The following is a 25,769-nucleotide window of genomic DNA, read 5'->3' as shown; positions in this document are numbered from 1 at the left end:
TTTGACTTATGCAAAGTCAAATTTCAAGATATTTAAAATCAACGATTCTCCATAAAATAGGGAAGAATAAAGTGATTTTACTTTTCGGAACAAGGAGGGTTGGCAAAACATGGCTGATTGAACAAATCATCGCTGAAGCAAATATTGAATATATTTTTTTAAACGGAGAAGATCAGGATATTCAAACCTTACTTGCAACCAGAACTGCAGCTAACTACAAAAGAATATTAGGTAATAGTAAATTATTGGTTATTGATGAAGCACAGGTGATTCCTGAAATTGGCAAAATTTTAAAGTTGCTAATTGATAGCTTTAAAGATTTAACGATTATAGCAAGTGGTTCATCAGCATTTGACCTCTCCAATCAAACTGGAGAACCGCTTACAGGCAGAAGCATAACCTACTATTTATATCCAATTGCACAATTAGAATTAGCACAAAATGAAAATGGATTACAAACTGCTCAAAATCTGGAAGAAAGACTAATTTTTGGTTCGTATCCTGAGCTATTTCAATTGGAAACGTTGGCAGAGAAATCGCAATATCTAACAGAATTGGTAAAATCATATTTGTTAAAGGATATTTTGATCTACGAAAATATTCAAAATAGCAACAAACTATTTGATCTGTTAAAGCTTATTGCCTTGCAAATTGGTTCAGAGGTTTCAATTGATGAGCTGTCTCGTTCATTAGGAATTAGCAAAAATACCGTTGATCGTTATCTTGATTTGCTTTCGAAGGTATTTATTATTTATAAGGTTGGCGGATATAGCAACAACCTCCGTAAAGAAGTTACCAAATCTTCGAAATGGTATTTTTATGATAATGGTATCCGGAATGCAATTATCAATGATTTTAGATTATTATCACTTCGAAATGATCAGGGTATTTTATGGGAAAATTATGGGTTTAGTGAAAGAATAAAAAAAACCAACTACGAACAACAAGGTGCGCAGTATTATTTCTGGAGAACATATGACCAGCAGGAAATTGATTTAATCGAAACTAAAAATGGAGAGATGGTGGCAATCGACTTTAAATGGAGTAATCAAAAAAAGAAAATACCTGGCTTTTTTGCCAAAAACTATCCACACGCCTCATTTTCAATCATTAACAAAGAAAACTATTTAGATTTTATACTTTAATGGATCCAACTTTATTACTCGACTTAGTCAAAATGCAAATGCCCTACGGGAAATATAAAGGCTATCTAATCTGCAATATCCCTGAAAGCTACCTGCTCTGGTATAAAGACAAGGGCTTTCCAAAAGGTAAATTGGGTGATTTAATGGCTACCATGTTTGAAATACGGGTGAATGGTTTGGAATATCTGTTAACGCCTTTAAAGAATCAGCAGCGGTAAATCAAATTAGGTGTAATTACCCTAATTAATTGTAATCCTGAGCGTAATCTAACTTATTAATAGATGCTGAAGTAAATTCAGCATGACGAGGTTCATAATATTCCCGCAGATCAAAAATGATTTACGCAGAAAAATCTGCATTGATCAGCGTAATCTGCGGGAAATAAATCTATATTTCACATCCATTTTCATCACAAATGGCATCATCATTTTTATTTAATGAAGTAAGCGTAGTTTTAGGTTGTGTTTCTTTCCAGGCACTAAAACTTTGAGTTAATGCTTCTGTAAAAGCTTCCACAGGCTGAGCACCAGACACACCATATTTTCTGTCCATTACAAAATACGGAACGCCACGAATGCCCAAATTCTGACTTTCATAAATATCGTAACGAACAGCTTCACTAAATTGATCTCCTTTTAAAACTTCTTCTGCCTCAGCACGATTTAACCCGATTTCTTCAGCAAGATCGATCAAAACATCGGTTTCACCAATATTTTTGCTGTTTACAAAATGAGCTTCAAACAATTTTTCTTCAGCCTGATCTTGCAAACCGTGTATGGCTGCCAAATGAATTAACCGGTGCGCATCAAAGGTATTCGCAGGAATATTGGTATCAAAATCAATAGATAAACCTGCATTTGCAGCCATTTCTACCACTTGTTTCGTCATTTGTCTGGCTTGCTCAATTGGCATTCCCTTACTTCGCGAAAGATAATCGTATACTGTTTCGTTGTTTGTATTATGATATTCAGGATTTAGCTGATAACTTTTCCAATCCACTATGATCTCATCTTTAAACGGCAATTTTTCTATGGCTTGTTCAAAATGACGTTTACCGATATAGCAAAACGGACACATTACATCCGACCAAATTTCTACTTTCATAAAGCAAAACTACCCGATTTAAAAAAAGAAGTCGTTAATAAAAAGTAAAAAAAGAGGTTTAATTTGTCATAATTATCAGACATTTTATGAAGTATTTATTTATGTTTGTTTTCCAAACAAAATAACCAAATGAAAAAAACTATTTTAATGCTTCTGGTAGTGGGTGCCAGCATTAGTGCGAAAGCTCAATTTGAAGGTTCAAAACAAATTTTTGAAAGTCCGAAACTGAAAACAGAAAAAGGAAACCACAAGCTGGTAGCCATTCTACCTTTTGCTACAAAAATCTCTTACAAAAAACAGCCAAGAAATTTTAACGCAGAAGCCAACAGAGATCAGGAAAAAACGATGTCTAAATCTATCCAATCCAGTATGTATACTTTCCTGTTAAGAAAGGCATCAGACTATACGGTAGAATTTCAAGATCCGGACAAAACAAACATTTTATTAAAGAAAGCAGGCATCCAAGATAAACTGGATGAAGTAACAAAAGATGAAGTGGCAAAAATTCTGGGTGTTGATGCTATTTTAGGTGGAAATTTTGAAACTGAACAAACAAAATCTGAAGCAGGTGCTATTGCATCGGCGGTTTTATTTGGCGGATTTGGCGGCAAAACAGGTACCGGAACCCTTACGCTTACCTTAAATAATGGTACTACTGGCGATCTACTTTGGAGATTCTTCAAAACCATGAATGACAGTATCACCAGTTCTACGGATGATTTGGTAGAACACATGATGAGAAAAGTATCCCGAAATTTTCCCTACGCTAAATAAAAGAAACATTTTAAAGGAAAAGCTAACCCAATTGGTTAGCTTTTTCCCTTAAAATTACTGGTATAGCTGATTAAAAATCAATTTAAAGGTTCCATGGGTTTGTGCCCTGAAGGCAATTTCCGGACCAAAAGCAAGTAACTTTCCTTTCCCTACATTTGCCTCAAAAGCAGTTACTCCATCTTGTAAATAAGCTTGACCCCAAGCCCAACCGCTTCGCAGAGGTGTAGCAGATTTAAACCACATCAACGGTTTAATTTTTCCAGCAGTGATGGCATCTCCGGTTAATTTAAAAACCGGACTATTATCAAAATAAACATCTGCATTATTTTCCATTCCCCAGCTAGCTGGCTGTTTAAGATCTACCTCAACTTGTAAAACACTCCCCGGAACGTAATATTTCTCAGCCGGTAATCTCTTTTCTTCACCATTTACAATCTCTGTCATTGCATTGCGAACTGGTAAATTTAAATGATAGGCTAAATTGGTACTACTTCCAATGGTTACAATATTGCCACCTTCTTCTAAAAACTTCTTTAGCTGAGGTACGGATTTATCTGCTGTAACTCTTCCTAAACGGTTTCTATAATTTGCCGGGATATCTTCCGCTTTAGGCCCGAAGGCTCTTGACCCAAATCCACCTCCCTGAAATGCCGGAATTGCTCCGCCAACGAAAATAATTACATCATATTTAGATTTTAAACTGCCTGCATCAATATCCTGCGGGTAAATAACGGTAGCATTGTAATGATACTGTTCCATAATGAAACGCATCCAACCTGAAGCCATCGAGCCTCCGTAATTATCCCATAAAGCAACTCTGGAAGCTGAAATTTTAGTTTTATCTTTCGGAATTGCAGCAGATTTTAATTTCACATTCGCCTTTTCTAAAATAGATTTTCCGGCAGAAGAAACATAAAAATCTCCATTTTCTTTTGAACGGTAAACTTCTATTTTATTTTTCAGTAGATCATTAACAGCGGTATAAGAATCATTTTGTGCAGCACTTAATACATAATTCTTTCCAGTCAGTTTATTTTCAGGAACCAGTAACTTGCCATATGGATTTTTTTCAAATGGTCCGGTAAAGTCGTCCTGAATGCGGTCAAACTTAACATTCATCAAATAGGCTAATGTCCATCCGGCAGCATCATATGGAGGAATGGGTGCACCTCCCTCATATTTAAAATCGTTCGGGTGATCTTGTGGCTCAAACATATCTAAAACATGTGGACGAAAAGCCTGGTCAGTTTTTACGACATAACTTCCTGCAGGATATTTTTTTCCGGCAATGGTAAATGGAGCAGTTGCTTTTTGCACGATAATTCCAGTTCTAATCAGTGCATTTAGAAATTTGATCGCCGTATTGAAATCAGCCTGATCAGCAGATAGGATATAGCCTCTGGCATCTCTGTTTGCCGGTGCCTTCATCACTGTATCAAAATATTTTACACTCATCATTTGCCTAGCGCCGAAATCATAATCACCTCCATCTGCAGCATTTGATCCACCTTTTTTTGCTGCCGCATTGATGGCTTCAATCTTTTTTGGAGAAAAGGACCAGGTATCCTTCTTACCTTTTTCAATTGAATTTCTGCCCATTTGATAAATATTATAAAGCAATTCATCCGCATGTCGCTGCGCATAATTTAATACGGCGTAGTTTAGAGAAACAGAATAGTCAATTGAGTTTTTAAAAAACCATTTCCGCGGGGTAACCGGGTTGGGCGAATCACTGTTTGGCAACAACCGGGAAGGCACTAATGGGATTTCTGATGGTGTCGGGCTACCCACAATCTCGGTTAGTAAACCAACCATGTTATGAAAATAAGTGGTTGTTCGCAATCCTCCATTGTACCAGGTTGAAAATACAGAACCTCCACGTTGGGTATAACCTGGCTTTCCTTCTACATTTAATCTGGTATGCATGGCCGCCCCCACCGCATCTAAACTAGTTAAGAGTGTGGCATCGAAAACATAGTTGAAAGGATCACGATAGGGTGGGCCAGCTACAACAGTTCCTGCAGGACCAGCCTGATGATGGTTATACATAATCTGCGGGATCCATTCTACAAAAAGCTGTCGACCTATATTTTGGCTTTCCTTTAAATTCAGCATAAAAAAATCCCGATTATTATCGTGTCCGGCATATTTCTCATAAAGAACAGGTAAGCCAGATAATGCTCTCTTTGCCGGATCTTTTTCTCGCATGTACCAGTTACTCACTAATTCCTGTCCGTCGGGATTGGCATGGGTAAATAAAATAATTACATTTTCCAGAATTTTAGTGGTTTCAGGATCTGTTTTTGAAGCAAATTCATAAGCAGTTTGAATCAGCTGATGCGCACCAACTGTTTCAGTTGCGTGTAAACCACCATCAATCCAAACCACAGCTTTTCCTTCCTGAGAAAGGGCTTTTGCTTGTTGAGCTGTAATTTCTGCATGTGCAAGCTGCTGCGAAATTTCTTTATAGCGTTCTAGTTTTTGAAGGTTTTCTGGCGAAGATACGATCAGCATATACTGGCTTCTGCCTTCCTCAGTTTTACCGATATCAACCAGTTTCACACGCTTGGATGTTTCGGCTAATTTTTTAAAATAAGCCTCGGTTTGTGTATACGTAGCAAGCTGGTAATTATCGCCAATATCAAAGCCAAAATGTGATTTAGGGGATGGAATTTCTTGTGCATTAACCACAGTAGAAGTGATCATTAAAAAAGCAAAAGAAAACTTCTTTAAGTAGTTTTTTATCATAGTCGGGATTGTTTGTTGGATAATCAAATATAATAGAGAAACAAGTGGAAAAACTGCGTGATGTAAATTTGTTACATGATATCCTACACCAAATATTTAACTGTTTCATTAATAATATTCAACCGAAACAGAATAAAATTTTCCGCACACTACAATTACTGCTCCATAATCGATACATTTGCTTTTGATGTAAGTTCTTAACTTTATTTTTCATCAACCGATATAGGTTTTACTTAGCTGTAGATTAAAAGGGAATCGTGTGTAAATCACGAGCTGTCGCGCAACTGTAAATTCTGTCTTTTTAAATTAAAAGACAACGGTTTTATCAATAAGGCCACTGTTCCGTTTATTCGGGATGGGAAGGCGATAAAATCGGGAATAAGTCAGGAGACCTGCCGTATATCGAATTGACGGTGCTTTCGCGTAAAAAAGCAACAGGTCAGGTCTGATAGGTTCACAATAAAATTAACCGTTTTATTAAAATTTGCTTTAAGCTTTTGGGCTGATGAGTGGGTTTTATATGCCCCTGCCTTTCCTTTTCATTTTTACAGGAATCATTACAAAATATTGATTAAGGGCTTTTAAACGATTTATTTACTTAATCTTTAAAAGAAATGCTAACGCAAAATCTTGGCTATCCGCGAATAGGTAGTCACCGGGAATTAAAGAAAATCTGCGAAAATTACTGGGCAGGTAAAACAGGCTACAAAAATGTACTTCAGGTGGGAAAAAACATTCGCCACGAGAACTGGAAACTTCAGCAGGAAACCGGAATCGACCTCATTCCTTCGAATGATTTCTCTTTCTATGATCATGTACTGGATCATTCGTTAACTTTTGGTGCCATTCCGAAGAGGTATAACGAAGTGATTTTGAAAAAGGGAAACACAGAGCTAGATCTGTATTTCGCCATGGCCAGAGGTTATCAGAAAGATGGACTGGACGTTGTTGCTATGGAAATGACCAAATGGTTCGATACCAATTACCATTATATTGTTCCTGAATTTCAAAAAGACCAGCCTTTCAAGCTTTTCTCTACTAAAATAATAGATGAGTTTTATGAAGCTAAACAATTGGGTATTACTACAAAGCCAGTTTTAATTGGTCCAATAACTTACCTTTTACTTGGGAAAGAGAAGGAGAGTGGTTTTGAAAAGATTGATCTGATCAAAAACCTGCTTCCTGTTTACCTGGAAATTTTAACTCGTTTAGACGCTTTAAGCGTTGAATACGTGCAATTTGACGAACCATTTCTGGCTTTAGACTTATCAGAAAAAGAACAGAAAGCTTATGAATATGCCTATAAGGAAATTCGGAAAGCCTTTCCAAGAATTAAGTTGGTTCTTGCAACATACTTTGAAGGTTTAGGTAATAATCTGGTGTTAACCACATCACTTCCGGTAAATGTTTTACACATTGATTTGGTACGGGCTGAAAGCCAGTTAGCGGAAGTATTGGCTCAGCTTAAAGAAAATACCATACTTTCTTTGGGTATTGTAGACGGAAGAAACATCTGGAAAAATGATTTCGAACATTCCATTGCTACGATCAATCAGGCTATAGAAAAAATAGGTACAGAACGTGTTTGGATTGCTCCATCTTGCTCTTTAATCCATTCACCTGTTAACTTGGAAAATGAAACCAATGAAGAAAATCTGACTGCTGAAGTAAAACAATGGCTTGCTTTTGCAAAACAGAAAATAGCTGAAATTGTTACTCTCAAAAAGTTAATCACCAATGAAGGCCCTGCATCTACCTTCCAAAAACTAGAGGAAAACAAGAAGGCTTTAAACAACAGAAAAACATCAAAGTCAATTCATAATACAATAATAAAAGAACGCGTTGCCAATTTAAAAGCAGAAGATTCAGAACGTAAAAGTCCCTTTTCTTTAAGAAAAATTAAACAGCAACAACTTAATTTACCAAAGTATTCGACTACAACAATTGGTTCATTTCCGCAAACAGCAGAAGTAAGAAGCTGGAGGGCTAAGTTCAAAAATGGAACTTTTACGGAAGATGAATACAATACGCTTATTGCCGAAGAGACAGCCAAAGCGGTAAAATGGCAGGAAGAAATAGATCTTGATGTTCTGGTGCACGGTGAATTTGAACGCAATGATATGGTTGAATATTTTGGTGAGCAGCTGGAAGGTTTTGCTTTCTCGAAAAATGGTTGGGTACAGAGTTATGGCTCTCGTTGCGTAAAGCCTCCCATCATTTATGGTGATATTTCACGTCCGCAGCCTATGACAGTGAAATGGACTTCGTATGCGCAATCTTTAACATCTAAATATATGAAAGGGATGTTAACCGGACCAGTAACTATTTTACAATGGTCGTTTGTGCGTAATGATCAGCCACGGTCAGAAACTTGTACGCAAATTGCATTGGCCATAAGAGACGAGGTTGTTGACCTGGAAAATGCAGGAATTAAAATTATTCAGATTGATGAGCCTGCTATCAGAGAAGGCTTACCTTTAAAGAAGAAAGACTGGCAGACTTATTTAAACTGGGCTGTAAATGCCTTTAAAATTTCTGCAAGTGGTGTTGATGATGAAACACAAATTCATACGCATATGTGCTACTCCGAATTTAACGACATTATTCAAAACATTGCGGATATGGATGCTGATGTAATTACCATCGAAACATCAAGATCTCAAATGGAGCTTTTGGATGCTTTTGCAGACTTTAAATATCCAAATGAGATTGGTCCGGGTGTGTATGATATTCACTCACCACGTGTGCCTAAAAAGGAAGAAATGGTTCATTTGCTTAAAAAAGCAAAGGCGGTTATTCCTGGCGATCAACTTTGGGTAAACCCAGATTGTGGATTAAAAACCCGTGGATGGGATGAAACCAAAAAAGCCCTGATTGAAATGGTGGAAGCTGCAAAAGAAATGCGTAAAAATGAAGCTGTTTTAACCCAGGAGGCGCAAATTAATTAATATTTTTGCCACGGATACACAGTTAACATCAATCTTATACAGAAATAAGTTTGGTGTTTTTCCATGTTTCCGTGGCTACATTTATATAAATTTTGGTATGACCCTCGAAGAAAGAATCAAAAACTCAACAACAAGCATTTTTAAAGCCGTATTTCCAAATACTACAAACCATTATGATACCCTTTTTGGCGGTACCGCCATGCATTTGATGGATGAAGTGGCGTTTATTACAGCTACGAGATTCAGCAGGCAAATTATGGTTACCGTAAGCAGTGACAGAATTGACTTTAAGAAACCTATTCCGGCAGGAACCATTATTGAATTGGTAGGAAAAGTAAATCATGTAGGCAATACCAGTTTAAAGGTGAATGTAGAAATTTACATTGAGCAAATGTATGCCAGAGGAAGAGAGCTTGCCGTACATGGCGATTTTACCTTTGTGGCTATTGATGAGAATAAAAAACCAGTTCAAGTTATTAAATAAAGCTTGGTTTTCACCATTAAGATTCAGTAAGTCCTGTTTAGAAACTAAGTATGTATAAATACTTTTTACTACATAATAAATATAAGGTCTATATAAGCGCTAAAGTAAATCTATGCTATAAAACTACAAACCTATATCCTCCTTAAATGGCTTATATAGTATTTTAGCAAAATAAATGTTTTTAACCACATAAGAAATATAAGGTCCGTATAAGCGCTAAAGTAAATCTATGCCATAAAACTACAAACCTTATATTCTCCTTAAATGGCTTATATGGTAATTTAGGTAGATGAATGTTTTTACCACATAAAAAATATAAGGTCCGTATAAGCGCTAAAGTAAATCTATACTATAAAACTACAAACCTTATATTCCACTTAAATGGCTTATATGGTAATTTTGGCAAAATAATGTTTTTATCACATAAGAAATATAAGGTATATATAAGCGCTAAAGTAAATCTATACTATAAAACTACAAACCTTATATTCTCCTCAAATGGCTTATATGGTTAATATTCTAAAGAATCCAAATGCCTTAATACAAAATCAGGTACAGATAAGCATAAACTACTGGAGCAGCTAATAACAATCCATCAAAACGATCTAACAAACCACCATGACCTGGCAATAATCCACCACTATCTTTGGTGTCCAGACTACGTTTTAACATGGATTCTACCAAATCCCCAAGCGTACCAAAGCTGGCTATTAATATGGCCATTCCGGCCCAAACCCATGATGGATTTTCAAGAAATAAAAACGACAATCCATATGCCACTAAAACACTGGTAAACATCCCACCAAAAAAACCTTCCCAGCTTTTCTTTGGAGAATGACGCTCAAATAATTTGCGCTTACCATATTTTACACCAAAAAGATAGGCTCCCGTATCATTGGCCCAAAGCATCAGTAAAAAAGCAAGTGGAAAATGAAAATTGTATTCACTCCAGTTTTTTAAAAACCCTAAAGCGTGGAAAAAACAAAAAGGAATGGTTACATATACAAATCCTACGAAAGTGTAAGAGATGTTGGCAAAAGGAATTTTATTCTTTTTATAAAGTTCTGATATAAAAACAGAAAAAATTAACGGAATACAGAGTAAAAGGTATTTAACATCATATTTGAGGTAGTGTAAACCTGCTGCCATCAAAAATATTAATGCTCCGGCAATAAGGCCAATATTACGGTGTGGACGGATACCTGAATTTTTGATGAGCTTATAAAATTCAAAAAGCGATAAAATACTTAATACTAGATAAAAAACAGTAAAAGTATAACTCCCTAAAAAGATAGAGCCTAACATTACAATGGTAAAAAAGAAAGCTGTTATTGCCCTTGTTTTCATGCGGAAAAATTAATTTGGATAATGAAAAATGTGGATGTGATTAGGCTATTATTCAATTTCATTCTGAACAAGGTATTCAATCGCCTTATTGAAATCGCCTTTGCTTACCAATACATGGATTTCACCTAAATGATAGGCAGATAATTGCTTATTTATGGTTACTGCCGGAATACCAGCCTCAGTTAATCCTTGCTTCAATACCTCTGCTGCAAATGCATCAGAAGTTGTATAAACCTTAATCCAGTTTTCACTCACGTTCTGCTTTGTTTTTAAAAAAGTTAAACAAAGCTATGGTAATTATCGCACTAATTAAATAACCATACCAAGGAAATCCAATAGGTTCATCTGCTTTATCTAATGGCATATTGTGTTTTTGCATATAAAATGCCGCGCACACGGCATAAGCATTATTAATAAAATGCGCTAATATGGCATACCAGAGGCTTCCACTAAAATAATATAAATAACCAAATCCTGCACCCAAAAGCATCCGAGGGATAAACCCATAAAACTGAAGATGTATCGCGCTGAAAATGATCGCAGATAGCCATATTGCAACATGCGGATTATTAAAAGCCCTGTTTAAAGATCTTTGTACACCTCCACGAAACATAAGTTCTTCTCCAACGGCAGGCAACACTGCAATCATCACCAGATTAACCAGGAAATCAAAATTATTGCGCATGGTTAGCAGTTTGATGGTGGTTTCCATTGCAGCATCTTCTTTCTCCTTCATCCAATGTTCAATTCCTTTTAAAAATTCTGGCAAGATCATCTTTTGGTTCCAGATTGCAGTCCATTCCATCAGTGGCATACTAGCGATCATAATTAGGAAAACCATAGTAATTAAAGGAAATTTTGGTTTACTAAGTCCATAAAATGTAGTCACCTTTTGTTTCTCAGTTAAAGCCAAAGCTATTCCCGGCACAATGAAGGTTCCGATTGAAGAAAAGATTTGCATGACTTTTAACCCATTGAGATATGGTGGTTCACCTGCTAAAAGTCCAGCTACATTACTCATCAAATTTGTACCATACATTAAAAAGGCAATCACTAATCCAATTAGTGCAAAAACCAGTCCGCCCGCAATTCCGTAAAATAGAAGTAAAAGTAATTGTAAAAAGGGATTGATTTCTTCCTTATTAGGTGTTACAAAATTCATTATTTGTACTTTTGTATGTATTATTAATCGTTGAAGATAGAAAATGTCTGTTAAGATAGGAAATATAGATTTAGGTGAATTCCCATTATTGCTTGCTCCGATGGAGGATGTAAGTGATCCACCATTTCGTTATGTATGTAAAAAGAATGGTGCGGATTTAATGTACACTGAATTTATTTCTTCCGAAGGCTTAATTCGTGATGCGGCAAAAAGCAGGCAGAAACTGGACATTTTTGAGTATGAAAGGCCGATAGGCATCCAGATTTTTGGAGGTGATATCGATCACATGCGTGAGGCTTCGGAAATTGCATCTGCCGCCGGGCCAGATCTGGTTGATATTAATTATGGCTGCCCTGTTAAAAATGTGGTATGCAAAGGCGCAGGTTCCAGTCTGCTTCGCGATATTGATAAAATGGTAAAAATGACTGAAGCTGTAGTTAAAGCTTCACATTTACCGGTTACAGTAAAAACACGTTTAGGCTGGGATGATAATAGTAAAAATGTTTATGAGGTGGCGGAACGACTTCAGGATGTCGGTATTCAAGCCTTAACCATTCATGGCAGAACAAGAGCACAACTCTATAAAGGAGAAGCAGATTGGTCATTGATCAGGGAAATTAAGCGCAATCCAAGAATTAAAATTCCTATTTTTGGTAATGGCGATGTAGATAGTCCTGAAAAGGCTGCTAACTGGCGCATGGAATATGAAGTGGATGGCATCATGATTGGCAGAGCGGCTATTGGTTATCCATGGATTTTTAGGGAGATTAAGCATTTCTTTAATACCGGAACTCATTTACCAGGGCCAACCATTGAAGAGCGAATAGAGGTTTGCAGAACACACCTGGATAAATCCCTGGAATGGAAAGGGCCTAAAACAGGAATCTTTGAAATGCGCAGGCATTATGCCAATTACTTTAAAGGCTTGCCAGATTTTAAACCTTACCGCATGCGTTTGGTGGCAGAGCCTGATATTAATAACATTTACAGTATTTTAGAAGAAGTGGCAGAAAAATTTGCCAGCTATGACGCAACCAAAGTACTGGCTTGATTTTTGAAAAGTATTTAATACATCCAATATTATCATGGTTACAGCAATTACAGATGGAGTTAAGGTTTCAGTAGAAACGATTTATCAACCAGAATACTCAAATCCGGTGAATGAACATTTTATGTTCGCTTATCGGGTAGAAATTGCAAATCTTTCTGATTACGCTGTTCAATTACTTCGCCGACAGTGGTTTATCTTTGATTCCAACAGCAGCCGTAGAAAGGTTGAAGGGGAAGGAGTTGTGGGTTTGCAGCCAGTGATTCAACCTGGTGAAACTCATGTATATGTTTCAGGATGTAATTTAAAAACTGAAATGGGCAGCATGAAAGGTACTTATCTGATGAAGCGTGATATTGACGGTTCAGAATTTGAAGTTGATATTCCCGAATTTCAATTGGTTGCTCCTTATAAATTGAATTAATCTTTTCAATTACAAATAATTCCTATACCAGATAGTGATTGTATAAATCATCTATCCCTTAAATAAAAATGGCCAGGATAAATCCTAGCCATTTAATGTTTATAATAAAGTTAATCTAATCTCTGCTTCTTCCAAATAACATAGATGCGTAATAGAGTAGATTTGCCAGCGCACCAACGGCTGCAACAACATAGGTCATAGCTGCCCACCAAAGTGCATCTTTAGCTTGTCTGTTTTCTTCCTCTGTTTGCATTACACCTTGATTATTTTTTAACCAGGCCAATGCGCGGTTACTTGCATCAAATTCTACCGGTAAGGTTATAATACTAAATACTGTAACTAAAGCCAAGCCCAAAACAGCGATGGCCAAAACGATTGGTGTAACATTAACAACCAATAACATTACACCAATTAATAAAACCCATTGCAGTAAATTTGAAGATATGCTAACCAATGGCACCATAGTACTTCTTAAGTTAAGCCATGAGTATGATTTTGCATGCTGCACCGCATGTCCGCATTCATGTGCAGCTACGGCTGCCGCTGCAACACTTCGGCTGTAATACACGTCTGTACTTAAATTTACTGTTCTATCTGATGGATTATAATGATCCGTTAATTGTCCTTCGGTACTCATCACTTTCACATCGTAAATTTCATTATCATGCAGCATTCTTTCAGCTACCTCTTTGCCCGATAAACCAGAGCTAATTTGCATTTCGGCATATTGAGAAAACTTATTTCTAAATCGCCATTGTACAAACATGCTCAGCAATAATACCGGGATGATTAATATTAAATAAACTCCCATTTTCTTATGTATGTTTTTCGTTTAGCTTATATCAAAAAGCGTTCCCCATTTATTTAAAGGAATAAATACTAATGAGATAGCAGTACGGTAAAATTTTATTTTAATGCAATATGAAGCGCATTTTGGAGGTTTGAAGAGAATGATGTTAAACAGAACATGATGGATATATATTGCTTTAATTTATCCATTATTAGATTTATAAAATCGAATAACTTCTTTTAAAATGAAGGCTTTCTGTCTAGCTAGCATATAAAAATGTGCTTTATTTTATCGAATGAGGCATTTTAGGCTTATTGCATTATAAATTTTATTTGCTTAAAATACTTTGATATAATTTAAAAAGCCTCTGAAATGGCCTGTTTTAAAACGATAGAAGTCCACCGAAATGAAGTTGATGACAAATATCTCCCTGCTAATAAAGTATATAATTTTTTAGCTCATTTACTCCTAAAAGTTTGTGTATCAAAAATTGAACATTAAAAATTATAAAAATAAGGGAAAGACAAAGATATCAGGCAATTGAAAGAGCCTTTAAAACTATTTAAAAACTATTGTTTTATTACCACTCACAAATACTCTATCCTCAAAGATTAATTCTAAAGCATCAAGAAGAACTTTTTTCTCAATCTCTTTTCCGGCCCGAATCATTTCCTTTACGCCGAAATTATGATCTATGTGGGTAGTATGCTGTGTAATAATCGGTCCTTCATCCAGATTATTGGTCACAAAATGAGCTGTTGCACCGATAATTTTTACACCTCGTTCAAAAGCCCTCCTATATGGATTTGCACCAATAAAAGCGGGTAAAAAAGAATGATGAATATTAATTATTTTTCCTGCATAATCCTTTACAAAATCTGCCGATAGTATACGCATGAATTTTGCTAATACTAAATAATCAATGTCGAATTGATTGATAATTTCCTTTATCTCAGATTCGAATTGCTCTTTTTCTTTATTCTCATGAGAGATATGAAAATAAGGAATACCTAGCATTTCTGTAAAATTTCTGAGTATTTCATAATTACCAATAACACATTGAACATTTGCCCCAAGGGTTTTAAACTGATTTTTAATCAAAATTTCAGATAAGCAATGATATTCTTTAGTCACTAAAACAGCAACTTGCTTTTCCTGCTCGGTAATTAAGTTTACATCAGCTGCATTTGGAAGGTTTTCAAGCAGTTTCACTCTTAACTTTTCAGTTTCTTCTAAATCACCTGTACAAGCTATACGCGTAAAAAAGGCTTTGTTTTCTTCATCAACAAATTCACGCATGGCAACAATATTAAGTTGGTGGGATGCCAATACTCGGGTAATATTGGTTACTAAACCTACTTGATCGGGACAGGATATGAGAATTGTCAATTTTTTCATCTGTAATATTTAAAGCTCAATGATAAGAAATTTGGCAGCACATTCGCAGATTTAAATCTAATTTTTATTAAGTCAAAACTGCCGTTATATATTTTATAAGCTTAGAAAAAGGATCTTGACAAAGTTTGGTTCTTAAACGTATGACTTAAATCTTATTATTTTAAAAAAGATATCATGAAAATAATCTGCGAATCAAGAAGTGTCATTATTGAGAGGATGAAACCCACCTAAATAGATTGCTTCATCCAATGAAAAATTAGCTTCGCAGTGACGATTATTCGTACGAGGTGCCTAAACATTCTAGCGAAATATTTTGGTAAAGCTGTTTTTAATATCGATTTTTACTAAAATTTTTATCATTATGGAATATGCTGCCATTGCCCTTCTTATCATTATTTTAATCGTTTTGATTGCCCTTTTCTTAAAAAAACCACAATCATCTGTTCCGTTAATTTCTATTGAAGATTATGATAAAATAAAGTCTGAGAATGATGTATTGAAAATTAATTTAGCTAAAGCTGAGGAGCGGGTTTCTAATATCGGTTCAGAAAAGGAACATATCACCGATTTGTTGAAACAGGAACAACAGCGCTTAATTGATGAATTACAAAGTGAACGCGATCGATTGGCTGATGCCAATAGGGAGTTAGAAAGTACCCGATCATTTTACATTGCAGAAAAAGAAAAATTAGCAGAACAAAAAGTGAGTTATGAACAATCTCAGCAAAAATTAAATAAAGATTTCGAGCTGATTGCTAATAAAATTCTGGAAGAGAAATCAAGCAGGTTTGTAGAGCAAAATAAAACCAATTTAGATTTAATTCTCAATCCATTAAAAGAGAATATCAAGGCCTTTGAAGATAAAGTAGAAAAGGTTTATAAAGCTGAATCTGATGAGCGAAACATTCTAAAAGGCGTAATATCTGAATTGCAAATTCAGAGTAAGCTGATTCAGGAAGATGCCAATAACTTAACTAAAGCACTTAAAGGTGATAATAAAAAGCAGGGAAACTGGGGCGAAGTTATTTTAGAAAAGGTACTAGAACGTTCTGGTTTAGTACGTGATCAGGAATATCGCATCCAGGCATCGCATATATCCGCCGAAGGCGGTCGCTATCAACCTGATGTAGTTATTGATCTTCCAGATGATAAACATCTTATAATTGATGCTAAGGTGAGTTTAGTAGCTTATGAGCGTTCCGTATCAGCAGAGACAGATGAAGAGCGTGAAGGCTATGTAAAAGCGCATTTGGTTTCAATTAAGAATCACATTCAGGAATTATCTTCTAAAAATTATCAGGATTTATATAAAATCAATTCTCCAGACTTTGTATTGCTCTTTGTTCCAATCGAGTCTTCTTTCAGTATTGCCGTTCAAAAAGATGCTGAATTATTTAATTTTGCATGGGACAGACGGGTGGTCATTGTGAGTCCATCTACATTATTGGCTACTTTACGCACCATTGCCAGCATCTGGAAACAGGAAAGACAGAATCGAAATGTAATGGAGATTGCACGTTTAAGCGGTACTATGTATGATAAGTTTGTTGGTTTCGTTAATGATTTAGAAAACATCGGTAAACACATCAAAAATGGCCAGGATGCTTACGATAAGGCGCTCAATAAACTTTCTGACGGATCAGGAAATTTAGTGAATACTTCAGAAAAAATAAAAAAATTAGGTGCCAAAGCAACTAAGCAGATTGATATGAAGTATTTGGATCAGGAGTAAAATTTGTTCGGTTGGTAAGATACCAACCGATGAAAAATATTTAAATGAATAAGTTAATTCTATATCTTCACTAAATTCCAAAAACTTATTTTTCTGCGGGTTTCAAAACCCAGTTTCTCATATAATTTAATGGCTCCGATATTGGTTTCAGCAACATGTAAATAAGGAACTTTTCCTTCCGAAAAGATATGATTTGCAGTAAATGCAATAAGTTGTTTAGCATAGCCTTTTCCGGTAAAATCAGGATGGGTAACTACTGCACTTATTTCACTATAAGCATTCATTTTCATCCTTTCACCTGTAACCGCAACCAATTTATTATTTTTATAAATGCCATAATAATTGCCTAGTAATGGTGTTTTTTCTTTGAAATAACCAGGCTGTACTAAATTCACCAGTTCTATTAAATCTGCTTTTTTATCTGTATTAAGTTGTACAATTTCTTCAGTTATTTCTGTTTGAATTTTATCTGTTAAAACCATTTGGTTACAAATCAACTCTTTATTTAATCTCAAACCTTCAGTTAAAACTGGTTTTTCGCCAACAATATAAAAGTCGGCCGTTTCATTTGCATATTGATCTGTACCATCAGAAATATCTTTCTGACTTATAAAACCTCCAAAGGGGCAATAATCAGGATGATAAAATTTTATATCTCCGTATGTTAAGGCAAAATTATGGTGTGTTTCAGTCAATGAAAACCAAACTGGATTATCTAGTTTTTCTTCTTCTCTCATTATCCGGCTTACAATTTTTAGTCACTATTTCAAAAAAAAATCTGCAAAAAAGGTATTTCCTTTCCTGCAGATCCCACTAAATTTAATAAATTCTTATTTATTTTTTAAAAGCATTCCAGCCTTGCGCTTTTAACTCATGCACATTATTTGATTTTGAAACCATTTTACAACCCGAATTTTTATCTGTTACATGTCCAATTACGGTAATATCAACGTCGTGCTTCAATTTTTTATAATCTTCCTGACTAATTGTAAAAAGCAATTCATAATCTTCGCCACCACTTAAAGCACAAACAGTTGGATCAATTCCCAGTTCGCGGGCAGTTTCATAAGTCATTGGATCTAAAGGTATTTTATCTTCGTAAATGGTGATGCCTTTATCACTTTCTGTAGCCAGGTGTAAAATTTCTGAGGCCAATCCATCAGAAACATCGATCATAGAAGTGGGTTTTATATCCATATCTTCCAATAATGCAACAATATCCATCCGGGCTTCAGGTTTCAATTGTCTTTCAATGATATAATCTTTTCCTTCTAAATCTGGTTGAATCTGTGGATTTTCCAGATAAATTAATTTTTCTCTTTCCAGAATTTGAAGACCTACATAAGCGCCACCCAAATCGCCTGAAACACAAAGTAAATCATGTTCCTGAGCACCATTTCTATATGTTACTTTATCTGCATCAGCATAACCAATACTGGTGATACTAATTACCAACCCTTGCTTACTAGATGATGTATCTCCACCTATTAAATCAATATTAAACTTATTGCAGGCCAGCTCAATTCCTTTATAAATTTCTTCTACTGCTTCTAATGGAAATTTGCTAGACAAACCTAAAGAGACTGTAATCTGACTTGCTTTACCATTCATGGCATAAATATCGCTCAGGTTCACTTGAACTGCTTTATAGCCTAAATGCATCAAAGGCACATAAGCCAAATCAAAATGAATTCCTTCTAAAAGTAAATCGGTAGAAACTAAAATTTGTTTTCCTTTTGCATCTAAAACGGCAGCATCATCACCAACACCTTTTACTGAATAATTATTTCTGATTTTGAAATTATTAGTTAAGTGTTTGATTAAACCAAATTCACCCAATTCATTAATATCCGTACGCTCTTTATTTTCAAACATATACAATAGTTAGGAGCAAAAACCCCGATTTTATTTTTAAAATTAATTGTCATTCTGAGTGTATCGAAGAATCTTTAAATACGCAAAGCCAGTATTTCACCGCTTGCAGATCCTTCCTTCGTCAGGATGACAAATTCTTTTGTTCCATCCAATTCTTTCCCTCTGTAAACCTGGCAATTAACATCGCTGAAACATTATCTCCAGTGGCATTTAACAATGTAGCCATTGGATCTACCAAAGTCCCAATAATCATAGCTGGTGGAAGTGCTTCAGGTGGCAATTGATAAGCAGAAATCATTAATAACTCACCAATATAACCTCCGTTTGGAATCCCACCTTCTACAATACTGACTAAAACGGTAATGCCTAATGCTAAAATAATGGTATCAACATGGACCAAATCTTTTCCAAAAATAGCAAAAACAACTGCTATTTTAATAATTGAACTGATACTGGACCCATCCTTATGCAAGGTTGAACCTAATGGAATCGTCACATTGGCTATGTAGGCCGGAACGCCCATTCTAAGTGTCCCTTCTAAATTTGCCGGAATAGTTGCAATGCTACTACAGGTTCCGACAGCGGTTAAAGAGGGCACTATATTATTTTTCCAAAATACTTTTATCGCTTTAAATCCACCGGCTATAAAAGCATATAACGTGAAAAATACGATGAAATAAAATGCCCCAACACCATAATATAAACCTAAGGCTTTGGCATAAGTACCAAATAGTTGAGGTCCGAAAACACCCACCTGGTATGCAAAATATGCACCTAAACCTACAGGACCTAGTTTCATAATCAGGATGATCAATTTCTTCATCACTTCATTTCCGGAAACCAGGAAATTTTTAAATCCATCTCCCTCTTTACCAGAATATAAAGTTGAAAAGCCCACCAGAACAGAAAAAATAATCAGCGCCAGCATATTTTTACGGCTTCCGATTTCAAAAAATTCGCCCACCGTTAACAGCTGCGTCATTTGTTCTCCAAAGGATTGAATTTTTTCGTTTTCAACAGTTAAGGTACTATTTCCCAGGGCCTGGTGTATGGGAAAAATCCATGTTGCTACCAGTGTTAAAACAGCAGAGATTAATATGGTTGAAAGAAAAACCAACACCATAATAGTTAATAATCTACCTAATTTTTTATTCCTGTCTATATTGGCAATTGCCGATGAAACTGCAAAAAATACCAACGGAATAACGGCAGTAAACAATAGATTTAAAAATATATCACCAATTGGTTTTATACTTTCAACTTGTTTTCCAAAAATTAAGCCGACAATGCTTCCGACAGTTATTCCTGCCAAAAGCCATAAAAGGTCAGCGTAATTTTTAAGAATGTTGTTTACTTTCATTATTAAATTTAGTAAACCTTGCAGGTTTTAAAAACCTGTAAGGTTTGATCACTACAATCCCAATTCTGCTGAAATATCCAACATTCTTTGAATCGGTTTACGGGCTTTTTCTATAATGTGTTCTGGAACAGTTACTTCCGGAGAACCATTTTTTAAACATAAATAAAGTTTCTCTAAGGTATTTCGCTTCATGTATGGGCAATCATTACAAGCACAACTGTTATTGGGTGGCGCCGGAATAAATGTTTTATCCGGACAAGCCTTTTCCATTTGGTGAATAATGCCGCTTTCTGTAGCCACAATAAATTCCGTTGCCGGATTAGCAATGGCATATTTTAAAAGACCAGTGGTAGATCCAATATAATCGGCCATTCTTAAAACAGGTTCTTCACACTCTGGATGAGCAATAAATTTTGCATTTGGGTGGCGTTCTTTTAGTTTAGTAATTTTTTCTTGTGAAAAAATTTCATGAACCATACAAGCTCCATTCCAAAGCACTAAATCCCGTCCTGTTTTTTTTGCTACATAAGCACCCAGGTTACGATCAGGACCAAAAATTATTTTTTGATCTTTTGGTAAACTTTCTACAATTTGAACAGCATTTGTCGACGTACAAACGATATCACTAAGCGCTTTTAATTCTGCTGTACAATTCACGTAGGTGATCACTAAATGATCAGGATATTTTTCCTTAAATTTCTTAAACAAATGTGGCGGGCAGCTGTCAGCCAATGAGCATCCTGCTTTAACATCTGGCAATAAAACCTTTTTTGATGGAGATAATATTTTAGCTGTTTCGGCCATAAAATGTACTCCAGCGAATACAATCACCTCTGCATCTGTCTTTGCAGCTTCCTGAGATAAACCCAAACTATCGCCAATATAATCTGCAATATCCTGTATATCAGGTTCTTGATAATAATGCGCTAATATAATTGCATTTTTCTCTTTCTTCAATTTTTCAATTTCAACAAAAAGATCTAGCGTAGGATCAATTTCTTCTTCTACAAAACCTTTTTTGTTGATTTCTTCTAAGACATCTATGCTCATTTTTAAATTTTCCTTTTTTGAATTTTGACGTTGGTCAAAGATAAAGCTTTCCACGTCTCAATAATTAATAAGTTATTTTAAATAAATAAATCTTGTTTGTTTATTAGTGTGTTAGTATTGTTGGCAAGTTTAGAAAATTCATTCGTTTATGTAAGTTGTTAATCGTTTACTAACATTTAGATTACATTTTTATAATATGATGCGATTGATTTTCAGCACTATCGAAAAACAACTTAAATGTTATCAATATTGGAATGTTAATTGTTTAAAAGTGTGAGAAAGTTAATTACTTCGGTAAATGTGCTTAAAAATTGGGCAAAAGATTGTGGCAAATTGTCTTTTTAGAGTAGCTTTAAACATTCAAATTTATTTGTTAGCATAATTTATACATAAAGCTAACAGTTGTTCTATAGTTATCAACACCGTTGATAAAGTAAATGTTTTTTAAATGAGAAAAGTAGATTTTCTGGTAATAGGTTCAGGGATAGCGGGTTTAAGTTTTGCACTTAAGGCTGCAAAATTTGGTAAGGTTTTAATTATAACTAAATCAAATGAGGATGAGTCCAATACAAAATACGCTCAAGGCGGGGTAGCTGTAGTGGTTGATAAAGGTGATTCTTTTGATAAACATATTCAAGATACACTCATTGCAGGGGATGGTTTATGTGATGAAAAAATTGTGGAAATCGTTGTAAAAGAGGGACCTCAGCGCATTCAGGAGATTATTGACTATGGGATAAACTTCGATAAAGATAACTCAGGTTTTTATGATTTAGCTAAAGAGGGTGGTCACTCCGAACATCGTGTTTTGCACTATAAAGACATCACTGGATATGAGATAGAGCGTGTGTTACTAAATGAAATACATGACAATTCCAACATAGAGATATTAACACATTACTTTGCATTGGAGTTAATTACCCAGCATCACCTAGGTGAATTTGTGGATAAACGTACCGAAGATATTAACTGTTATGGTGTATATGCCTTTAACACAGAGCTTAACGATGTGGAAAAGATTGTGGCAAACGTTACGGTAATGGCTTCCGGAGGTGCTGGTCACGTATATTCGGCCACGACAAATCCAGTAATTGCAACAGGTGATGGAATGGCGATGGTTTATCGTGCGAAAGGAAAAGTGCGGAATATGGAATTTATTCAGTTCCATCCAACGGCTTTATACCATCCGGGAGAGTATCCGTCCTTTCTAATTTCCGAGGCCGTTCGTGGTTTTGGTGGTGTACTTCGTCGTAAAAATGGTGAAGAGTTTATGCACGAATATGATGAACGTAAATCATTGGCACCGCGTGATATTGTAGCCAGAGCAGTTGATAATGAAATGAAGAAGTCTGGAGATGATTTTGTTTATCTAGATATTACCATGCGTAATAAAGCTGATATTTTGAAACATTTTCCTAATATATATGCCAAGTGTTTGTCCATCGGAATAGATATGACTAAAGATTATATTCCGGTTACACCAGCTTCACATTACATGTGTGGAGGTATTTTGGTTGATGAATACGGACGTTCATCTATTAAGAATCTTTATGCCTGTGGTGAATGCTCTTCAACCGGTTTACATGGTGCCAATAGATTGGCCTCAAACTCTTTATTAGAGGCTACAGTATTTGCACATCGGATTTACCAGGATGCCATAGAAAATTTTAAAAATAATGTTATTCCTGAGCATATTCCAGAATGGGATGCTAAAGGTGTTACACAAATAGATGAAGATATTCTGGTTACCCATAACCTTAGAGAGCTGCAGAAAATTATGGGTGATTATGTGGGTATTGTACGTTCTGATTTTCGTTTAGAACGTGCGCATCGCCGTTTGTTTTTAATCTATCAGGAAACTGAAGAGTTTTACAAAAAGAATAAAGTTTCTGTTAAACTGTGCGAATTGAGAAATGTAATTCAAACCGCATATATCGTTATTAAATCAGCTATGCAGCGTAAAGAGAGTAGGGGATTACACTTTACAACAGACTATCCGAACCATGCTGATAAATTATTGGATACCGTTTTTTAATAGTGTAGTCCTGCTGAATTTATTTTAGCATCTATTATAAAATAATACTTAAAAGACCCTGAAATAAATTTAGGGTGACGTAAAATAATCTTATGCCTTTAATTCTGCCAGTAAAAGATAAATATCCAGCAATAGGACAAAATAATTTCATAGCTGAAAATGCTACTATTGTTGGTGATGTTGTGATTGGTGATCATTGTTCAGTTTGGTTTAATGCCGTCATTAGAGGTGATGTAAATGCCATTACAATAGGCAATGAATCAAACATTCAGGATGGAGCTGTTATTCACGCGACTTATTTAAAGGCTTCCACACATATTGGTAACCGCGTTTCCGTGGGGCACAATGCCATTGTACATGGTTGTACCATTCAGGACCATGTATTAATTGGCATGGGGGCTATTGTAATGGATCATGCTGTAGTTGAATCGTATTGCATTATAGCGGCTGGTTCAGTTGTTTTAGAAAACACCATTTGCGAAAGTGGTTACCTTTACGCTGGAACTCCTGCAAAAAAGATAAAGCCCATTACCGAAGAGCAAAGGGCTTTATTAAATAAATTACCTGATAATTATATCATGTATTCTACTTGGTTTACCAATCCATAATTACTCTTTAGGAGGGGGTGGGATCGTTAACTTATCTACCCTTTCCCAGTTTGCCCGGAGTGATTTTTCATCAGGAGAATACCAGATTTTCTCTGGTTGTGTACCTGCTTTTATATTTCCGGTATCCCATATGCCATTTTTATTTTCGTCATAAACTACACGAATAAAGTATTTTCCAGCTGGATAATTAGCAAAGTTTATAGTACTATTTTTAGAGATGGTATAAGCCTTTATTACATTTTTCTTTTCATCGATAAATTCTACAATATAACTTTTTGTGGTATCTGGAACAGTAATATTTAAAGCTAAAGTTCCATAACTATCAATGGTTTCTAATTTAAAGCTTTTATTAATCTCTTTATTTTTAGCATTAAATATTGCTGTAAAAGCGCCTGGCGCAAACTTAATATCGTAGCTTTTTTTGTTGCGCCAACTGTATTTTATATAGTATTTTAGAAAGTCTACACTATCTTTAACAAGTTCAAAATTTGTCCGTTTAACTGAATCTTCCAATAAAGTAATTTTAGAAGGGTCTGCACTATCTACGGGGAAATTAAAGGTTAATGTATAGCGTTGGTAGGGGTTGAGTTTTCCTGAAGTGATATTATCTGTTATAGTTAAATCCCTTGTGTAATTATCTTTCTTTCCGCGGTTAAAATTAACCATTTGGAGCACTTTTCCCTGATCTTGAATAGCCAGTTTAACAGAATCAAAGCTTAGATCTGTAAGCCAGATTTTAGCTGTATCATTCATTTTGCTGAACAATATTTTCTTTCCTACATCAACTGCAGTTGGTTCCATTACCGTTATTTTTGGAGCCTTTAACTGTTGATTAAAGATTAAGGATATACTTCCATCATTATTTAATTTTCTGTCTAAAATTCTAAATTCAGGTGCAAGTTCCTTAAATACCTGGAGATTTACATTTTCTATATTTTTATCAATAAGCAGTGGTTCTTTGATATAACCCACTTCATCAGAAAGCTGCTGATAGATCTTATCGCCACCACCTTCACTCTCTTTTAAAGCATATACTTTATAAGTGCCTTTACGTAAATTATTCAATTTATAATTTCCTGAGCTATCAGTAAGTGTATAAATGGATGCACGTTTTTTCCCAAATAATGTGTCCCGTTCAACAGGTAAAATAAAAACTACAGCCTCTTTTTCCAATACTCCAGTTAACGCATTACTCACTTTACCACTTATGGATAATGAATCAATTTGCGAGCCGGTTGAAAAAACATAAGATAGATTTTTAATGATGTTATTTTCATTAATGTCTGCTACTGACTTACCGAAGTTCAAAGTATAGGTCGTATTTTTCTCTAATGAATCCTGCAGCTGTATTTCAAGAATTTTCTTTCTGGCCTTTAAAATAGGTGGACGTTCCTGATCTGGAGAAATGGAAAATTCTTTAAACTCATTATTAAGTTTAATAAATTCATCAAATTCAATGACAATTTTTTTAGCACTAAAATTTTTGGTTAAATCTTTAGGCGTCATATTTAAAACTTTAGGAGGTTTGGTATCTTTTGGACCACCTTGAGGAGTTTGAATACTTGCACATCCAAATAATAGCATCATCATGAATATGAGTACTATATTTTTTGCATTAAAATATTGAGCTTCTAAATTTGACATATTTTAGTCGATATAACGTATTTTCTATGATTTTGGATTATTACCATTAAAAATGATTTTTATTGGCTTATATCGTTTAATTTAAAGTCTAAA

22 protein-coding genes and 1 riboswitch are annotated in these 25,769 nt (G+C 35.2%); of the genes, 10 read left to right on the top strand and 12 right to left on the bottom strand.

Annotated elements, in window-relative coordinates:
- Positions 1 to 8 precede the first annotated feature (8 nt).
- Entirely contained in the window at positions 9 to 1,145 is a 1,137-nt protein-coding gene (locus EV200_RS08910; protein ID WP_132531271.1) for an ATP-binding protein, read from the top strand.
- A complete protein-coding gene (locus EV200_RS08905) occupies positions 1,145 to 1,363 on the top strand; it encodes a DUF3820 family protein (RefSeq protein ID WP_131538210.1) in 219 nt (72 codons plus the stop codon). Before EV200_RS08910 ends, EV200_RS08905 begins: the two co-directional genes overlap by 1 nt.
- 169 nt (positions 1,364 to 1,532) lie before the next feature.
- Here the strand turns inward: EV200_RS08905 and EV200_RS08900 are convergent, their stop codons facing one another.
- On the bottom strand, positions 1,533 to 2,249 hold the full coding sequence (locus tag EV200_RS08900; RefSeq protein ID WP_132531268.1) for a DsbA family oxidoreductase: 717 nt from the start codon (positions 2,247 to 2,249) through the stop codon (positions 1,533 to 1,535).
- A 129-nt stretch (positions 2,250 to 2,378) separates the two neighbouring features.
- Here EV200_RS08900 and EV200_RS08895 point away from each other — a divergent pair, with 129 nt between their 5' ends.
- Positions 2,379 to 3,023 (top strand): hypothetical protein, encoded by a 645-nt coding sequence (locus EV200_RS08895; RefSeq protein WP_132531265.1) that lies wholly within the window; start codon positions 2,379 to 2,381, stop codon positions 3,021 to 3,023.
- A 54-nt stretch (positions 3,024 to 3,077) separates the two neighbouring features.
- Here EV200_RS08895 and EV200_RS08890 read toward each other — a convergent pair whose 3' ends face one another.
- Positions 3,078 to 5,771, bottom strand: a complete 2,694-nt coding sequence (locus EV200_RS08890) for a M14 family metallopeptidase (protein ID WP_132531262.1) — start codon at positions 5,769 to 5,771, stop codon at positions 3,078 to 3,080.
- A gap of 207 nt (positions 5,772 to 5,978) precedes the next feature.
- A riboswitch (cobalamin riboswitch) is annotated at positions 5,979 to 6,186 on the top strand.
- A gap of 199 nt (positions 6,187 to 6,385) precedes the next feature.
- On the opposite strand from EV200_RS08890, the gene metE reads away from it, so the two are divergent.
- Complete coding sequence (metE, locus tag EV200_RS08885; RefSeq protein WP_132531259.1) at positions 6,386 to 8,719, top strand: 5-methyltetrahydropteroyltriglutamate--homocysteine S-methyltransferase; 2,334 nt, start codon at positions 6,386 to 6,388, stop codon at positions 8,717 to 8,719.
- Positions 8,720 to 8,816: 97 nt separating this feature from the next.
- Positions 8,817 to 9,203, top strand: coding sequence for an acyl-CoA thioesterase (locus EV200_RS08880; RefSeq protein WP_132531256.1), 387 nt, complete (start codon positions 8,817 to 8,819; stop codon positions 9,201 to 9,203).
- A gap of 537 nt (positions 9,204 to 9,740) precedes the next feature.
- On the opposite strand, the gene EV200_RS08875 is transcribed toward EV200_RS08880, so the two are convergent.
- Genes EV200_RS08875 through EV200_RS08865 form a run of 3 tightly spaced genes read right to left on the bottom strand, consistent with a single transcriptional unit; the run spans position 9,741 to position 11,712 of the window.
- Positions 9,741 to 10,550 carry a phosphatidate cytidylyltransferase gene (locus tag EV200_RS08875; protein WP_029281573.1) on the bottom strand — a complete coding sequence of 270 codons (810 nt, stop codon included), beginning with the start codon at positions 10,548 to 10,550 and terminating at the stop codon, positions 9,741 to 9,743.
- Between the two features lie 48 nt (positions 10,551 to 10,598).
- Positions 10,599 to 10,805 (bottom strand): putative signal transducing protein, encoded by a 207-nt coding sequence (locus EV200_RS08870; protein ID WP_029281574.1) that lies wholly within the window; start codon positions 10,803 to 10,805, stop codon positions 10,599 to 10,601.
- Entirely contained in the window at positions 10,798 to 11,712 is a 915-nt protein-coding gene (locus EV200_RS08865) for a CPBP family intramembrane glutamic endopeptidase (RefSeq protein ID WP_132531253.1), read from the bottom strand. The genes EV200_RS08870 and EV200_RS08865 overlap by 8 nt, the downstream gene beginning before the upstream one ends.
- 43 nt (positions 11,713 to 11,755) lie before the next feature.
- On the opposite strand from EV200_RS08865, the gene dusB reads away from it, so the two are divergent.
- Together dusB and apaG are read left to right on the top strand one after the other, a co-directional pair.
- On the top strand, positions 11,756 to 12,763 hold the full coding sequence (gene dusB / locus EV200_RS08860; protein ID WP_132531250.1) for a tRNA dihydrouridine synthase DusB: 1,008 nt from the start codon (positions 11,756 to 11,758) through the stop codon (positions 12,761 to 12,763).
- A gap of 34 nt (positions 12,764 to 12,797) precedes the next feature.
- A complete protein-coding gene (apaG, locus tag EV200_RS08855) occupies positions 12,798 to 13,184 on the top strand; it encodes a Co2+/Mg2+ efflux protein ApaG (protein ID WP_132531247.1) in 387 nt (128 codons plus the stop codon).
- 115 nt (positions 13,185 to 13,299) lie between these two features.
- On the opposite strand, the gene EV200_RS08850 is transcribed toward apaG, so the two are convergent.
- Both EV200_RS08850 and purU read right to left on the bottom strand, forming a co-directional pair.
- Positions 13,300 to 13,995 (bottom strand): zinc metallopeptidase, encoded by a 696-nt coding sequence (locus EV200_RS08850; protein ID WP_132531244.1) that lies wholly within the window; start codon positions 13,993 to 13,995, stop codon positions 13,300 to 13,302.
- A 537-nt stretch (positions 13,996 to 14,532) separates the two neighbouring features.
- Positions 14,533 to 15,372, bottom strand: coding sequence for a formyltetrahydrofolate deformylase (gene purU, locus EV200_RS08845; RefSeq protein WP_132531241.1), 840 nt, complete (start codon positions 15,370 to 15,372; stop codon positions 14,533 to 14,535).
- 361 nt (positions 15,373 to 15,733) lie between these two features.
- Between purU and rmuC the strand changes: the two genes are divergently transcribed.
- Positions 15,734 to 17,104 (top strand): DNA recombination protein RmuC, encoded by a 1,371-nt coding sequence (gene rmuC, locus EV200_RS08840; protein WP_132531238.1) that lies wholly within the window; start codon positions 15,734 to 15,736, stop codon positions 17,102 to 17,104.
- A gap of 59 nt (positions 17,105 to 17,163) precedes the next feature.
- Here rmuC and EV200_RS08835 read toward each other — a convergent pair whose 3' ends face one another.
- The 4 genes from EV200_RS08835 to nadA form a co-directional block, all read right to left on the bottom strand.
- Complete coding sequence (locus EV200_RS08835; RefSeq protein WP_132531235.1) at positions 17,164 to 17,841, bottom strand: GNAT family N-acetyltransferase; 678 nt, start codon at positions 17,839 to 17,841, stop codon at positions 17,164 to 17,166.
- A gap of 97 nt (positions 17,842 to 17,938) precedes the next feature.
- Positions 17,939 to 18,979: a thiamine-phosphate kinase gene (gene thiL, locus EV200_RS08830; protein WP_132531232.1), complete on the bottom strand. Its 1,041-nt coding sequence runs from the start codon at positions 18,977 to 18,979 to the stop codon at positions 17,939 to 17,941.
- Between the two features lie 121 nt (positions 18,980 to 19,100).
- On the bottom strand, positions 19,101 to 20,339 hold the full coding sequence (locus tag EV200_RS08825) for a dicarboxylate/amino acid:cation symporter (protein WP_132531229.1): 1,239 nt from the start codon (positions 20,337 to 20,339) through the stop codon (positions 19,101 to 19,103).
- Between the two features lie 51 nt (positions 20,340 to 20,390).
- The gene (gene nadA, locus EV200_RS08820) at positions 20,391 to 21,431 is read right to left on the bottom strand and encodes a quinolinate synthase NadA (protein ID WP_373287853.1); all 1,041 of its coding nucleotides are present in this window, start codon (positions 21,429 to 21,431) and stop codon (positions 20,391 to 20,393) included.
- A 406-nt stretch (positions 21,432 to 21,837) separates the two neighbouring features.
- On the opposite strand from nadA, the gene nadB reads away from it, so the two are divergent.
- Positions 21,838 to 23,424 (top strand): L-aspartate oxidase, encoded by a 1,587-nt coding sequence (gene nadB / locus EV200_RS08815; RefSeq protein ID WP_132531223.1) that lies wholly within the window; start codon positions 21,838 to 21,840, stop codon positions 23,422 to 23,424.
- Positions 23,425 to 23,516: 92 nt separating this feature from the next.
- On the top strand, positions 23,517 to 24,032 hold the full coding sequence (locus EV200_RS08810; RefSeq protein ID WP_132531220.1) for a gamma carbonic anhydrase family protein: 516 nt from the start codon (positions 23,517 to 23,519) through the stop codon (positions 24,030 to 24,032).
- On the opposite strand, the gene EV200_RS08805 is transcribed toward EV200_RS08810, so the two are convergent.
- On the bottom strand, positions 24,033 to 25,676 hold the full coding sequence (locus EV200_RS08805; RefSeq protein ID WP_132531217.1) for an Ig-like domain-containing protein: 1,644 nt from the start codon (positions 25,674 to 25,676) through the stop codon (positions 24,033 to 24,035).
- Positions 25,677 to 25,769: the final 93 nt, after the last annotated feature.

The organism is Pedobacter psychrotolerans, from assembly GCF_004340665.1.
Taxonomy (GTDB): Bacteria; Bacteroidota; Bacteroidia; order Sphingobacteriales; family Sphingobacteriaceae; genus Pedobacter; species Pedobacter psychrotolerans.
This window is presented reverse-complemented; position numbering and strand designations above follow the sequence as displayed.